This window comes from Bacillus sp. REN10, from assembly GCF_016820555.1.
Classification (GTDB): domain Bacteria; phylum Bacillota; class Bacilli; order Bacillales; family Domibacillaceae; genus Bacillus_CE.
Genome location: NZ_JADHDW010000001.1, coordinates 1 through 14,715 on the forward strand (window position 1 = coordinate 1; position 14,715 = coordinate 14,715).

A 14,715-nucleotide genomic window follows, 5' to 3' on the forward strand; every position below is an offset into this window, starting at 1 on the left:
CGTAGCTCAATTGGATAGAGCGTTTGACTACGGATCAAAAGGTTAGGGGTTCGACTCCTCTCGGGCGCGCCATTATACATACATTTTTGCGGGAAGTAGCTCAGCTTGGTAGAGCACTTGGTTTGGGACCAAGGGGTCGCAGGTTCGAATCCTGTCTTCCCGACCATTTAAAAACATATGGGGCCTTAGCTCAGCTGGGAGAGCGCCTGCTTTGCACGCAGGAGGTCAGCGGTTCGATCCCGCTAGGCTCCACCAATTAAATGATATAAACCATGGCGGTGTAGCTCAGCTGGCTAGAGCGTACGGTTCATACCCGTGAGGTCGGGGGTTCGATCCCCTCCGCCGCTATTTAAAAGGACCTTTAGCTCAGTTGGTTAGAGCAGACGGCTCATAACCGTCCGGTCGCAGGTTCGAGTCCTGCAAGGTCCACCACTTGCATAAAAATATGGAGGAATACCCAAGTCTGGCTGAAGGGATCGGTCTTGAAAACCGACAGGCGGGTTAAACCGCGCGGGGGTTCGAATCCCTCTTCCTCCGCCATATTATACAATCTTCTTATCGTCGCGGGGTGGAGCAGTCTGGTAGCTCGTCGGGCTCATAACCCGAAGGTCGCAGGTTCAAATCCTGTCCCCGCAATAATTGGTCCGGTAGTTCAGTTGGTTAGAATGCCTGCCTGTCACGCAGGAGGTCGCGGGTTCGAGTCCCGTCCGGACCGCCATTTATGTATTATCTTATTGGCTCAGTAGCTCAGTTGGTAGAGCAATGGACTGAAAATCCATGTGTCGGCGGTTCGATTCCGTCCTGAGCCACCACTTATGAATGCGGGTGTAGTTTAATGGTAAAACCTCAGCCTTCCAAGCTGATGTCGTGGGTTCGATTCCCATCACCCGCTCCAAATTTTAATAATGGGCCTGTAGCTCAGCTGGTTAGAGCGCACGCCTGATAAGCGTGAGGTCGATGGTTCAAGTCCATTCAGGCCCATTTTATTCCGCAGTAGCTCAGTGGTAGAGCTATCGGCTGTTAACCGATCGGTCGCAAGTTCGAATCTTGCCTGCGGAGCCATACATTTGGGGAAGTACTCAAGAGGCTGAAGAGGCGCCCCTGCTAAGGGTGTAGGTCGGGTAACCGGCGCGAGGGTTCAAATCCCTCCTTCTCCGCCATATTGGCCCGTTGGTCAAGCGGTTAAGACACCGCCCTTTCACGGCGGTAACACGGGTTCGAATCCCGTACGGGTCATTCTTATATACAAACAAAAAAAGCAGAAAACTATTTGTTTTATAACAATTAGTCTTCTGCTTTTTTGCTTTCTCATGAATTGTTAAATTATCGTAAAGAATTGTCGATAAATTAACAATTCTTTAAGGAGGATTTATTTTCAAGATACAGAATCTTATAAACTATAAGAAGATTTGTTTTTCGAAAAATGCTCCACTACATAGCTCTTCTACTAAGCCTCATATGATGATTTCTCTATTTTATTTCAATTTAAAGGATGGGAATTATGACAGCAGCATATCCAACCGATTTTGATATTCATTTATTCCATGAAGGAAATCTATTTCGAGCTTATGAGTTATTCGGTGCTCATCTGTTTAAGATTGACGAACATATTTACACATCTTTTTGTGTATGGGCGCCTCATGCGAAGAAAGTTCGACTTGTTGGCAGCTTTAACAATTGGAATGGGGAAGGCTATTCCTTACAAAAAGTCAATGAGGAAGGAATTTGGTATATACGGATCAGAAAAAACCTAGAGGGTGAGCTCTATAAATATGAAATGGTGACCGAATCAGACGAGGTATATTTAAAGGCTGATCCTTATGCATTTTTTGCAGAGGAGAGGCCAGGAACAGCTAGTATTATCTATTCACTTTGTGGATATGAATGGAATGATCAATTGTGGCAAAAAAATAAAAAACGGGTTTCTGTTTATGAACAGCCTGTCTCCATTTATGAACTTCATTTAGGCACTTGGAAAAGAAAAGAAGATGGTACTCTTTACTCTTATCGAGAATTGGCTGATCAAGTCATTCCTTATGTAAAAGAACTAGGGTTTACTCATATTGAGGTGATGCCTGTAACGGAGCATCCTTATGATCGCTCGTGGGGATATCAAGGCACAGGATATTTCGCTGCGACGAGTCGCTACGGAGAACCGAAAGACTTTATGTACTTTGTCGATCAATGTCATCAGCATGAGCTTGGTGTGATTTTAGATTGGGTTCCAGGTCATTTTTGCAAAGATGCTCATGGACTTCACCGACTAGATGGAGGCTATAGTTATGAATATGAGAACAGCTGGGATCGAGAAAATTACATTTGGGGCACAGCGAACTTTGATTTAGGAAAAACAGAGGTGCAAAGCTTTCTTATCTCTAATGCGGTGTTTTGGCTTGATTATTTTCATATTGATGGATTTCGAGTGGATGCGGTAGCAAATATTATTTATTGGCCGAATCGAGATCAGCTAGAGGTCAATCCTTTTGGGCTGCAGTTTTTGAAAAAGCTGAATCAAGCGGTGTTTCAATTTGATCCTGATGTATTAATGATTGCAGAAGATTCGACCGATTGGCCGCAAGTGACTGCACCGGTGCATGTAGGAGGGCTTGGTTTTAATTATAAATGGAATATGGGATGGATGAACGATGTGTTGAATTATATGGAAACTCATTGGCATCAACGTTCTGACCATCATCATTTAATTTCTTTCTCCTTAATGTATGCGTACTCAGAGAATTTCATTTTACCATTCTCACATGATGAGGTCGTGCATGGGAAGAAATCATTATTAAATAAAATGCCGGGGGATTATTGGCAGAAGTTCGCCCAGCTTCGGTTATTAATGGGCTTTTTAATCGCTCATCCAGGAAAAAAACTTTTATTTATGGGAAGCGAATTAGCTCCCTTTTCGGAATGGAAGGACCTTGAAGAGATGGATTGGCATTTAACTGAGTATGAGATGCATCGGAAATTTCGGGAATATTTTATTCACCTTCTTCATTTATATAAGAGTGCTGAACCTTTATTTGAGCTAGATCATGATCCTCGTGGTTTTCAATGGATTGACGTTCATAATACGAAGCAAAATATTTACTCATTTATTCGCAGAAGTAAAGAAGGCTCTCCTTTGATTGTCATTTGTAATTTTGGAGAGTATGGCTATGAGAACTATCGAATAGGAGTTCCTGATATTGGCTTATATGAGGAGGTTTTAAACAGTGATCAAAAGGAATATGGGGGATCCGGTCAAATTAATCCGGCGCCTTTAAAAGCGACAAAAGATCATTTTCATGGGCAACCGGCGTCTGTACATATGACTATACCGCCTTTTGGTGTTGTGTATATTCAGCCTAAATGATAAATAGGAGGGAATGGAATGGTTAAAGAAAAGTGCGTTGCAATGCTATTAGCAGGTGGGCAAGGAAGTAGATTAAAAGAACTAACGACAGGGTTAGCGAAGCCAGCTGTTCCGTATGGAGGGAAATATCGTATTATTGACTTTCCGCTGAGTAATTGTGCGAATTCGGGCATTCATACGGTCGGTGTGTTGACTCAATATCAACCGCTTGTGCTTAATTCTTACATTGGAATTGGCAGCGCATGGGATTTAGACCGAAAAACCGGTGGAGTGACGGTGCTACCGCCTTATTCAGAAACAGAAGGAGTAAAGTGGTATTCAGGCACGGCGAATGCCATTTATCAAAATTTAAATTATTTAAAACAGTACGACCCAGAACATGTCCTGATCTTATCAGGAGATCATATTTATAAAATGAATTATGCCAAGATGCTAAATTTCCATATCGAGAAAGAGGCGGATGTGACCATCTCTGTGATTGAGGTTCCTTGGAATGAGGCGAGCCGCTTTGGCATTATGAGTACGAATCAGCGCATGGAAATTACAGACTTTGAAGAAAAGCCGAAGAAGCCTACTAGTAATCTTGCCTCCATGGGGATTTATATTTTTAAATGGTCGGTATTAAAGGAATATTTGGAGATTGATGAGGGGAATCCGAAATCAACGAATGATTTTGGAAAAGATGTCATTCCGTTAATGCTGCGGGAGAAGCTAAAGCTGTTTGCCTACCCTTTCAGCGGCTATTGGAAGGACGTTGGAACAATTCAAAGCTTATGGGAAGCTAATATGGATCTTTTAGATCAAGAAGAAGAGTTAGATTTGCTAGACCATTCATGGCGCATTTATTCAGTGAACCCTAATCAACCGCCGCAATTTATTGGTGAACATGCGATTGTTAAAAATTCGTTAGTCAATGAGGGGTGCGTCATTGAGGGAGAAGTAATTCATTCTGTTCTCTTCCAAGGGGTGCAAGTAGAGGAGAAGACGGTGATTAAAGATGCAGTCATTATGCCAAATGCCCGTATAGGAAGAAATTGTGTGATTGAACGAGCGATTGTCATTAGCAACTTAGAAATTCCTGATAACGTCGAAATCTATAATCATACAGAAAACATTTTATTAATCACAGAAGAATATCTTGCACAATTAATAGAACAAAAGCAATAACTTTGTTGAAATGGAGGAAATGGAATGAATAGATCTATGCTTGGTATCATTGATGCGACAACACATCCGGACTCAATGGAAGACTTATTGCTTCACCGTTCATTAGCGGCCGTTCCTTTTGCTGGCCGTTATCGACTGATTGACTTTATTTTATCCAATATGGTGAATTCAGGAATTCAAAGTGTAGCCATTTTTCCAAAGTATCAGTATCGCTCATTAATGGACCACTTAGGATCAGGGAAAGACTGGGATTTAAATCGGAAACGAGATGGTTTATTTTTTTTCCCATCTCCTAATGTAAAGGGAGAAGAAGATAAAGTCGGGCTGTTTTGTCATTTTGCTCAACATATCGATTATTTCAAGCGGAGCACGCAAAAGTATGCATTAATTAGCAATTGTTATACCGTATTTAATATGGATTTTTCTCCAATTTTAAAGAAATTAAAAGAGGATAGCTGCGATATTTTACAAATTTATAATCAAGGCCGCCCGATTGAGCTTTACGTTGTGCCTGTTCCATTGCTGATTCAGCTCATTGAGAAGAGGAAGGAAACCGGATATACATGTATGCAAGATATTGTGAATGGTCATAATCATGACTATCACATTTGTAAATACGAAATGGATGGGTATTGTGAGCAAATTCAATCGATCCGTGATTTCTATACGGTCAGTATGGAACTGTTACAAAAAGAGAACTGGAGCCAGCTTTTTAACAAGTTTCAACCGATTTATACGAAGGTAAAGGATGAGCCGCCAACAAAGTACACGGAGACGTCTCTTGTTAAAAATTCCATGATTGCTAACGGGGCGGTGATTGAAGGAGAAATCGAGCAAAGTGTGATTTCCCGTGCCGTGTTTATCGGCAAAAATACAACTGTTAAAAATTGCATTATTATGCAAAAGAGCAAGATTGGCGAAGATTGTGAGTTAGCCCATGTCATTATTGATAAAGATGCGGTAATAGGTGATGGAATTAAAATCATAGGTACACCAGAGGAGCCAATTGTGATTCGTAAAGGGTCAGTACAAGGAGTGGTGATGAATTCGTGAAATTACTATTTGTTGTCTCAGAATGTGTACCTTTTGTGAAATCAGGAGGGCTGGCTGATGTGGCTGGCTCTTTGCCGAAAGAGTTAAAAAAGCAGGGAATCGATGTGCGGGTGATGTTGCCTAAATACGGAACGATTCCTTTAGAATATCGGGAACAAATGAAGAAAGTGACGGAATATACTGTGCCTGTTGGTTGGAGAAATCAATATTGCGGGATCGAACAGCTCGAGAAAGATGGCATTGTGTATTACTTTATCGATAACGAGTATTATTTTTACCGAGAGCAAATGTATGGCTTTGGAGATGATGGCGAAAGATTTTCTTATTTCACTAGAGCAGCGTTAGACAGCTTGCCACATCTCGGCTTTTATCCAGATATGATTCATTGTCATGATTGGCATACGGCGATGATTCCTTTCATGTTGAGAGTCGAGCATCAGCATCGTCCGGGTTATGAATTGATTCGAACGGTTTTTACGATTCATAATTTATTGTATCAGGGCATTTTTCCGCAAAGTGTACTGACGGATTTATTAAATTTACATAGTCAGTATTTCAATAGTCGTCAGTTAGAATTTTATGATTGTATGAATTTTATGAAAGGTGGACTTGTTGCTGCCGATGCGATCACAACAGTCAGTCCTACATATAGGAATGAGATTTTAACTGCTTATTTTGGGGAACGGTTAGACGGTGTGTTACAAGAAAGGCAAGATGATTTGATCGGCATATTAAATGGGATTGACGATTCCATTTACCATCCGGCCATAGATCCGTTGATTGTCCCTTTTGATCGTGATCATTTGGATGGAAAGAAAGAGAATAAACAGCTGCTTCAGCGAATGTTTGGGTTAGCGGAGAAAGCCGATGTACCCATTGTTTCGATCGTTTCTCGCTTTACAAGGCAAAAAGGGTTAGAGCTCGTGACGCGAGTGTTTCATGAAATGATGGAGGAAGATGTTCAATTCATTGTTCTCGGTACGGGAGAGGATGAGTTTGAATGGTTTTTTAAAGAGATGGAGTGGAGATATCCACAAAAAGTGCGATCATATATTGGTTTTGATGAAGAGCTGGCGCATAAAATTTATGCAGGGTCTGATTTGTTTTTGATGCCTTCAAAGTTTGAGCCGTGCGGACTTGGGCAGATGATCGCGATGAAATATGGAGCGCTGCCACTTGTGCGTGAAACAGGAGGATTGAATGATTCCGTTCTTTCCTATAACGAACAAACCGGTGAAGGGAATGGGTTTTCTTTCACGAACTTTAATGCCCATGATTTATTGTTTACTTTTAGACGAGCGATTCATATGTATGAGGATAAGAGCGTTTGGGAGAAGCTGATGAAGCAGGCGATGACTTGTGATTATAGCTGGTCGCAGTCTGCCAAAAAGTATAGTGAATTATATTCGGACTTATCGTCTAGGAGGGAAAGTCATGTTTTCTAATAAAGAAGCATTTAAAACGGCTTTTTTAAAGCGGATTGAAAGAACGTATGGGAAAAGCTTTCAAGATTCGACCTTGTCTGATCAATTTCAAACGTTAGGAAACATGGTAAGGGAATATATTAGCTCTAATTGGATTCAAACGAATGAGGAATACAGTAAAAAAAAGCAAAAGAAAGTGTATTATTTATCGATTGAGTTTTTACTTGGCCGGCTGTTAGGCCAAAACTTATTAAATCTGGGTATTTATGATGTGGTGAAGGAAGGGCTAAGCGACTTATATATTTCATTAGAAGAGCTCGAAGAAGTGGAATATGATGCGGCTTTAGGAAATGGTGGGCTCGGTCGATTGGCTGCGTGTTTTCTTGATTCATTAGCTTCATTAAACTTGCCAGGACACGGCTGCGGTATTCGCTATAAACATGGTTTATTTGAGCAAAGAATGGTGGATGGCTTTCAGTTGGAATTGCCTGAGCATTGGTTGCGTTACGGCCATGTATGGGAAGTAAGAAAGATTGATTTGGCTGTAGAGGTGCCCTTTTGGGGGAGAGTGGAGACGTATGAAAAGGATGGAGGACTCACATTCCGACATGTCGATGCTGAATATGTGAGCGCAGTTCCTTATGATATGCCGGTGATTGGCTATGAAACGACTACGGTCAATACGCTCAGACTTTGGAGTGCAGAACCGTCCCGGTATATGCCGAATCAAGATGTGCTAAAGTATAAAAAAGAGACAGAAGCCATTTCCGAATTTTTATATCCGGATGATACGAACGATGAGGGGAAAATTTTACGGTTAAAGCAACAATATTTTCTTGTGTCCGCAAGTATCCGTTCGATTATTCAAGATTACTTAGAGCAGTATAAAAATTTGCATGAGTTTCATGAGCATGTCTCGATCCATATCAATGATACGCATCCCGTTCTTGCAATTCCGGAATTTATGCGGGTATTGCTAGATGACCATTGCCTCAGTTGGGAAGAAGCTTGGCAAATTACGACCAATACATTTGCTTATACGAATCATACGACTTTGTCAGAAGCGTTGGAGCAGTGGCCCATTCGGATTTTTAAGCCACTTCTGCCAAGAATCTTTATGATTGTGGATGAGATTAATGAGCGCTTCTGCAGAAGTTTATGGGAGCTTTATCCGGGAGAATGGGGGCGCATTGAACGAATGGCGATTGTGGCGCATGGGCAAGTGAAGATGGCTCATTTAGCGATTGTTGGTAGCCATAGCGTCAATGGAGTAGCCAAAATCCATACAGAGATTTTAAAAAATCGGGAAATGAACTTATTTTATCAATTTCAGCCGGAGAAATTTAATAATAAAACGAATGGAATTACGCATCGCCGCTGGTTAATTAAAGCCAATCCGCAACTGACACATTTAATTACAGAAACGATTGGTGAACAGTGGATGAAGCAGCCGGAAAAGCTCGCTCTTCTTCAACCTTATGAACAGGATGCTTCCTTTTTAAGGAGCTTAGAGAAAGTGAAGCAACAGCGCAAAGAAATTTTGGCGAAGTTGATTTTTGAACAAAATGAGATCACTGTGGACCCGCAATCGATCTTTGATATTCAAGTGAAAAGATTGCATGCGTATAAGCGACAGCTATTAAATGTGCTACATATTATGTATTTGTATAATCGCATGAGGGAAGATGCTTCTTTTGATATGTATCCACGGACATTTGTGTTCGGGGCAAAAGCGTCGCCAGGTTATTATTATGCGAAGAAAATTATTAAGCTGATTCATTCTGTAGCAGACATGGTCAACAATGATCCGATTGTAAAAGATCGAATGAAAGTAGTCTTTTTAGAAAATTATCGCGTGTCTTTAGCAGAAGATATTATTCCCGCAGCCGATATTAGCGAACAAATTTCCACAGCCAGCAAAGAAGCATCAGGGACAGGGAATATGAAGTTTATGATGAACGGTGCTTTAACAATGGGGACACTTGATGGGGCGAATGTTGAAATATTAGAGCAAGTAGGCAAAGACAATATTTTTATTTTCGGTTTGAAAGCAGAAGAAGTGATGAAGTTTGAACGTGAAGGCGGCTATCGTTCCATGGATTATTATCATCACGATGATCATATCCAGCAAGTGATGGATCAATTAGTGAACGGCTTTTTTGAAGAAGAGAATCAATTTGATATGATTTATGATTCGTTGCTGATGGAAAATGATCAATATTTTGTTTTGAAAGATTTTGCCGCTTATCGCGATAAGCAACAAGAAGCGGGGCATTTATATGAAAAAGACCGCAATCGCTGGCTGCAAATGACGGCGCGCAATATTAGTCAATCGGGCTACTTCTCAAGCGACCGGACGATTCGCGAGTATGCCTCAGAAATTTGGGACGTCCATAGCCGCGGCAGTCAAGTGCTGATGAAGCGATAATTCATTTTTGCTCCGTGATTTTAACAGAATGAAAAGAAAAAACGGTGAGTATCCAGCTTAAGTGGATACTCACCGTTTTGCCCTATAGAAGATAACCTAAGCAAATGCCGATCGACAGCAAAAAGCCGAAAATCGTATTGGTTTGCGCGGTTGCTTTCATGGCAGGCATCATTTGAATCGGCAGTGTTTTACCGATAAAGCCTTTTGTTGCTTTCACGGCCTTCGGAATACTTAAAAAAGTGAGAAGAAGCCATGGTGATCCAATCCCAAACACCACAAGAGCAGCTACCCAAATAAAGGACATGATGAACATGCCAGCGAGCACTTGAATGGCGCGCTTGCGTCCGACTAAAATCGCCAGCGTTTTTCGCCCATTTTCTTTGTCGCCATCTAAATCACGAATGTTGTTCGCTAATAAAATCGAACCAACCAAAATGGAGATGGGAACAGAAACCAGTATGCTGGAGCTAGAAATAAAACCTGTTTGAATATAAAAAGACAGCAAAATAATGACAAATCCCATAAAAAAGCCGGCTGTCAATTCACCAAACGGCGTGTAAGCAATCGGAAGCGGTCCGCCTGTATAAAAATACCCCGCTGCCATACAGATGATCCCAATGACAGCGATCCACCATGTCGTATTGGCACAAATATAAATACCAAGCAGCAAAGCAATACCAAAAAAGGCAAATCCCATCGTCAGCACTGTGCGCGGCTGAACGCCATTTCGGACAATGGCGCCTCCGATCCCAACAGAGTGTTCGGTATCGAGTCCCCTAACGTAATCGAAATACTCATTGAACATATTTGTAGCTGCCTGAATTAATAAACAGGCCATGAGCATCGCTAAAAACAAATCAATTTGAAGCGACGTATATGCGACAGCCAAAGCCGTTCCGAGAAACACGGGAACAAAGGCGGCTGTTAACGTGTGCGGCCTCATAAGCTGCCACCAAACTTTCCAGCCTTTGTCTGGCTTAATGAAAGGGGCTGTATTGACTTCCATCGTTTATTCTCTCCCTTTAGTTAATAACGAACATCATATTTAAATATCTCTTCTTCTGTTCGTCATTATAAGTGTAGAAAAGGAAGGGATGAGTGTCAATCACTTTTCATGTGTCAAAGCAGGTTCATTTCCCCATCTGACGCATTGAAAACAAACAAATAATAGGAACGATTGACGCAAAGCATTATAATAAGGGTAGAATAAGACAAAACGTGGTGGAATCGTTGACATAAGGAGTTCAAGAGGTGTATCTTTAAATAAGTTTGACAACGATTCATACTGCTGTATGTGCAATGGAGGAGATTTCATTGTCTACTATAAAAAGCCATCCGATAAAAGAAATATTTACGCAGGCGATTCATCATAAACTGCCTCATGTTCCGTCTGTGCTTTTTAGCTATGTAGAGAAGGTGGATTCGGTCGATCCATTAGCTTTTTATCAAAATGGACGAGCCGCTTATGCTGGGGAACGATTTTTCTGGAAAGATCGAGATGGAGAATTGACAATTGTTGGGTTAGGTAATATTCATACGATTCGCAGTGAGAAGACAAATGAACTGCGTTATAAAGAGGTCGAGCAGAAGTGGGATAACATGACAGAATGTGCATCGATTCACAACCCCTTCGATGCTTATGGAACAGGTCCGCTTCTATTTGGTGGTTTTTCCTTTGATCCTGAACGGGTACAGGAAAAAGAATGGGCTAATTTTTCACCTGCTTTCTTTTACGTCCCAGAATTTATGCTCACGACTTATAATGGAGAAAGTTATTTAACGACGAATATGATGTGTACGTCGTACGATTCTGATGAACTGATCGATAAAATGGAGCGAAAGAAAATACATTTATTTCATGCAGCGATTCCTGCTTTAGAAAGAAATGTTCAGCTTGTCGAGATAGAAGAACATCAGCCGGAAGAATGGAAGCGATCCGTTCATCAAGCAGTCCACAGTATTTCTGCTGATCCTGAATTAAAAAAAGTGGTATTAGCCAGAAAGCTGACCGCTCATTTTCAGCCGGAGATCACATCGGATCTTGTACTAGAACGATTGCTCAATCAACAGCCGGACAGCTTCATTTTCTCGTTAGAAGCGATGGAAAGCTGTTTCTTAGGCGCATCTCCGGAACGCTTAGTGCGCAAACGTGATCAAGTAGCGCTATCTACTTGTTTAGCGGGATCGATTAAGCGAGGTCGAGACGAAGCAGAGGATCACAAGCTAGGAGACGATCTGTTGAATGATGGAAAGAATCGAATTGAGCATGATTATGTTGTGCAAATGATTCGAACAGAAATGTCTCATTTATGTCTCGAAGTGGATGTTCCAACTAAGCCAACCTTAATGAAAGTACGAGATATTCAACATTTATATACACCGGTGACTGGTTATACCGATCAACCATCCATTCTTCCGTTTGTGGAAAGGCTTCACCCGACGCCAGCCCTCGGCGGATTGCCAAATGATAAGGCGCTAAGGGAAATTCGCCTATTAGAGACGATGGACCGCGGCTTTTATGGAGCGCCTGTTGGCTGGATGGATTACCGCAAAAACGGCGAATTTGCGGTAGCGATTCGCTCTGGCTTGTTAAATAAACAACAAGCCGTACTTTATGCAGGCTGCGGTGTTGTTGCTGATTCACAAGCGGAAAGTGAATTCATTGAAACAGGTATTAAGTTCCGGCCGATGCTGCGCGCAATAGGAGGGACGGCTGATGAGTAATCATCAACAAGATGTAACATTGTATAATGCCCACTTTATTGATGGGCTAGTAAAAGCAGGAGTAGACAGCGCCGTGATTAGTCCGGGTTCGCGGTCTACTCCTATGGCACTTTTAATGGCTGAGCATCCTGATATAAAGGTTTATATTCAAATTGATGAGCGTTCGGCTGCTTTCTTTGCTTTAGGGCTAGCGAAGGCCTCTAACAAACCAGTCGCTTTACTTTGTACATCAGGTACCGCCGCAGCCAATTATTATCCGGCTGTGGTAGAAGCGAAAAATGCGCGCGTTCCGTTAATTGTATTAACATCGGATCGTCCGCATGAGTTAAGAGATGTAGGAGCTCCGCAAGCGATTGATCAAAACCAGCTGTATGGCACAAATGTCAAATGGTTTTCAGAGATGGCTTTACCGGATGCGGATGAGAATATGCTGCGCTATGTTCGCTCGACAGCAGCGAAATCGGTGCATGTCGCTTCGCAAGCTCCCGCTGGTCCGGTTCATTTAAACTTTCCGTTTCGGGAACCATTAATCCCGCTTTATGATGGGATTTTCACCCAAGAGGAGTTTAGCCAAAGCCAACCTCTTCGGCTAACGGAAGGGAAGCGAACGCTGTCTCAAGAAAGCATCGATCAGCTTGCTCAGTTGTTACGAGAAAAAGAAAAGGGAATCATCGTTTGCGGGGAGTTAGCCACAGAAGGATTTCAAGAAGCGGTCATCGCTCTTGCTGAAGCAGTAGGCTATCCTATTTTGGCGGACCCATTATCCGGTCTTCGTAGTGGCCAGTCTGCTGAATCCGTCGTGATCGACAGCTACGATGCCTTTTTGCGAAGTGATGAATGGAAAAAGAAAGCTGCTTTTGACGTGGTGCTCCGTTTTGGAGCGATGCCGGTTTCAAAGGCATTGACTCAATATTTGAAAATGCATGTGCACAAGGAGCAACTTGTGATCGATGGCGGCGGCGGTTGGAGAGATCCGATTACAGCGTCCTCTCATATGATTGCTTGTGATGAAGCAGATTTTTGTTTAAAGCTAAGTCATGCTGTAAAGAAGAACGAAACAAAGACAGCTTGGTTAATGACATGGATGCAAATGAACGAGCTTGCCAAAGGAAAAATGAAAGAAGTACAGCAACATGACGAGCTTGATGAAGGCAAACTCTTTCATCAAATATTGCAGCATGTACCGGATGGCTCCTCACTATTTGTGGGCAATAGCATGCCGATTCGTGATTTAGATTCGTTCTTTTTTGCTCAATCAAAAAATATTCGTTTATACGCGAACCGCGGGGCGAATGGGATTGATGGGCTTGTTTCTAGCGCGCTTGGAGCGGCAGTGGTTCATCCTCCCTTGTATTTAGTGTTAGGAGACTTGTCCTTTTTCCATGATTTGAATGGCTTGTTAGCAGCTAAGCTCAATGGCATTAAGATGACGGTTATCGTGATCAATAATAACGGCGGGGGAATTTTCTCTTACTTGCCGCAAGCAGCGGAGCCGAAGCATTTTGAACAGCTATTTGGCACACCAGCGGATCTTGATTTCACTCATGCAGCCAAGCTATATGGCGGTGGTTATTTCAAAGTGACGGAGATCGATCAGCTACATGAGGCGATGAAAGCAGCGGAAGAAGCGGATGGTCTATTCATTATTGAAGCAGTGACGGATCGGCAAAAAAATGTGGTTGCTCATCGAAAGCTATGGGAAAACGTTTCCCGGGAAATAAGTGAACGATCTCTTGGTGATGGGTCATGGAACGAATGATTCATGGCTGTCGTTATCATTATGGAAGGACCGGAAGTGGAGAGCCCATTTTATTGTTGCATGGTTTCACTGGTGACTGTACGACATGGAATGAGACGATCGCTTCGTTAACCGATCGGTATCAATGCGTGGCAGTGGATCTTTTAGGACATGGAAAAAGCAGCTGCCCTGTTGATGCCGCAAGATACGATATTCAACTACTCGCTCGGGATTTGAAGGAATTGATGCATGAGCTTTCATTTGAACGATTTCATGTGTTAGGATATTCGATGGGGGGCCGTCTCGCTTTAACGATGGCTGTTCTTTATCCGGATGTTGTAAAAAGTCTGATAATAGAAAGTGCCTCGCCCGGATTAAAAACGGAAGAGGAGCGAGCGGCGCGCCGAGCGGCTGATGAGAAGTTGGCGACGAAAATTGAAGCAGAAGGAATGGAGCCGTTTATCGATTTCTGGACAAACATTCCCCTATTTGCCACGCAAAAAAGGTTGCCGTTTGCGAAACAGGAAGCGATTCGCCGTCAGCGGCTGCAAAATCATGTGGTGGGGCTTTCCGGCTCATTAAAAGGAATGGGTACAGGTTCGCAGCCATCTTGGTGGACCGAGCTTTCCGCATTGACCATGCCGGTTTTGCTTGTTACGGGTACGTTGGATGAAAAATTTACGGATATCGCTAATGAAATGAAGAAACAGCTTCCGCAAGCCGTTTGGAAAGAAGTAAGCGGAAAAGGTCATGCAATTCATGTGGAAGATTCCGCAGAATTTGGTACAATAATAAGAGAATTTTTGCTTTATACATAAAGGAG

The 14,715-nt window shown here is 42.4% G+C and carries 9 protein-coding genes and 13 tRNA genes; 21 read left to right on the top strand and 1 reads right to left on the bottom strand.

Features of this window, described 5'->3' with window-relative positions; all coding sequences use genetic code 11:
• The first annotated feature begins 89 nt into the window (after positions 1 to 89).
• The 18 genes from IRB43_RS00005 to IRB43_RS00090 all read left to right on the top strand — a co-directional run bounded on the left by IRB43_RS00005 (position 90) and on the right by IRB43_RS00090 (position 9,430).
• Positions 90 to 166 (top strand) — tRNA-Pro (locus IRB43_RS00005).
• A 13-nt stretch (positions 167 to 179) separates the two neighbouring features.
• Positions 180 to 255 (top strand) — tRNA-Ala (locus tag IRB43_RS00010).
• A 19-nt stretch (positions 256 to 274) separates the two neighbouring features.
• Positions 275 to 348: transfer RNA gene (locus tag IRB43_RS00015), tRNA-Met, on the top strand.
• A gap of 7 nt (positions 349 to 355) precedes the next feature.
• Positions 356 to 432 (top strand) — tRNA-Ile (locus IRB43_RS00020).
• Positions 433 to 447: 15 nt separating this feature from the next.
• Positions 448 to 540 (top strand) — tRNA-Ser (locus IRB43_RS00025).
• A gap of 22 nt (positions 541 to 562) precedes the next feature.
• Positions 563 to 636 (top strand) — tRNA-Met (locus IRB43_RS00030).
• A 5-nt stretch (positions 637 to 641) separates the two neighbouring features.
• Positions 642 to 718 (top strand) — tRNA-Asp (locus tag IRB43_RS00035).
• An 18-nt stretch (positions 719 to 736) separates the two neighbouring features.
• Positions 737 to 812 (top strand) — tRNA-Phe (locus tag IRB43_RS00040).
• 9 nt (positions 813 to 821) lie between these two features.
• Positions 822 to 895 (top strand) — tRNA-Gly (locus IRB43_RS00045).
• A gap of 12 nt (positions 896 to 907) precedes the next feature.
• Positions 908 to 981: transfer RNA gene (locus IRB43_RS00050), tRNA-Ile, on the top strand.
• A gap of 6 nt (positions 982 to 987) precedes the next feature.
• A tRNA-Asn gene (locus IRB43_RS00055) sits at positions 988 to 1,062 on the top strand.
• 7 nt (positions 1,063 to 1,069) lie between these two features.
• Positions 1,070 to 1,160, top strand: a tRNA-Ser gene (locus IRB43_RS00060).
• Between the two features lie 4 nt (positions 1,161 to 1,164).
• A tRNA-Glu gene (locus IRB43_RS00065) sits at positions 1,165 to 1,236 on the top strand.
• A 265-nt stretch (positions 1,237 to 1,501) separates the two neighbouring features.
• Positions 1,502 to 3,358 (top strand): 1,4-alpha-glucan branching enzyme, encoded by a 1,857-nt coding sequence (gene glgB, locus IRB43_RS00070; RefSeq protein ID WP_203361398.1) that lies wholly within the window; start codon positions 1,502 to 1,504, stop codon positions 3,356 to 3,358.
• An 18-nt stretch (positions 3,359 to 3,376) separates the two neighbouring features.
• Positions 3,377 to 4,525, top strand: a complete 1,149-nt coding sequence (locus tag IRB43_RS00075) for a glucose-1-phosphate adenylyltransferase (RefSeq protein ID WP_203361399.1) — start codon at positions 3,377 to 3,379, stop codon at positions 4,523 to 4,525.
• Between the two features lie 24 nt (positions 4,526 to 4,549).
• Positions 4,550 to 5,578, top strand: coding sequence for a GlgC family sugar phosphate nucleotidyltransferase (locus tag IRB43_RS00080; protein ID WP_203361400.1), 1,029 nt, complete (start codon positions 4,550 to 4,552; stop codon positions 5,576 to 5,578).
• Positions 5,575 to 7,023 (top strand): glycogen synthase GlgA, encoded by a 1,449-nt coding sequence (glgA, locus tag IRB43_RS00085; protein ID WP_203361401.1) that lies wholly within the window; start codon positions 5,575 to 5,577, stop codon positions 7,021 to 7,023. The genes IRB43_RS00080 and glgA overlap by 4 nt, the downstream gene beginning before the upstream one ends.
• Complete coding sequence (locus IRB43_RS00090; protein ID WP_203361402.1) at positions 7,013 to 9,430, top strand: glycogen/starch/alpha-glucan phosphorylase; 2,418 nt, start codon at positions 7,013 to 7,015, stop codon at positions 9,428 to 9,430. Before glgA ends, IRB43_RS00090 begins: the two co-directional genes overlap by 11 nt.
• A gap of 82 nt (positions 9,431 to 9,512) precedes the next feature.
• Here IRB43_RS00090 and IRB43_RS00095 read toward each other — a convergent pair whose 3' ends face one another.
• Positions 9,513 to 10,436, bottom strand: a complete 924-nt coding sequence (locus IRB43_RS00095; protein WP_203361403.1) for a 1,4-dihydroxy-2-naphthoate polyprenyltransferase — start codon at positions 10,434 to 10,436, stop codon at positions 9,513 to 9,515.
• A gap of 308 nt (positions 10,437 to 10,744) precedes the next feature.
• On the opposite strand from IRB43_RS00095, the gene IRB43_RS00100 reads away from it, so the two are divergent.
• The 3 genes from IRB43_RS00100 to menH are packed head-to-tail and all read left to right on the top strand — an operon-like array spanning position 10,745 to position 14,710.
• Positions 10,745 to 12,154 (top strand): isochorismate synthase, encoded by a 1,410-nt coding sequence (locus IRB43_RS00100; RefSeq protein ID WP_238941723.1) that lies wholly within the window; start codon positions 10,745 to 10,747, stop codon positions 12,152 to 12,154.
• Positions 12,147 to 13,913 carry a 2-succinyl-5-enolpyruvyl-6-hydroxy-3-cyclohexene-1-carboxylic-acid synthase gene (menD, locus tag IRB43_RS00105; RefSeq protein ID WP_203361404.1) on the top strand — a complete coding sequence of 589 codons (1,767 nt, stop codon included), beginning with the start codon at positions 12,147 to 12,149 and terminating at the stop codon, positions 13,911 to 13,913. The genes IRB43_RS00100 and menD overlap by 8 nt, the downstream gene beginning before the upstream one ends.
• Positions 13,901 to 14,710, top strand: coding sequence for a 2-succinyl-6-hydroxy-2,4-cyclohexadiene-1-carboxylate synthase (gene menH, locus IRB43_RS00110; RefSeq protein ID WP_203361405.1), 810 nt, complete (start codon positions 13,901 to 13,903; stop codon positions 14,708 to 14,710). The genes menD and menH overlap by 13 nt, the downstream gene beginning before the upstream one ends.
• Positions 14,711 to 14,715: the final 5 nt, after the last annotated feature.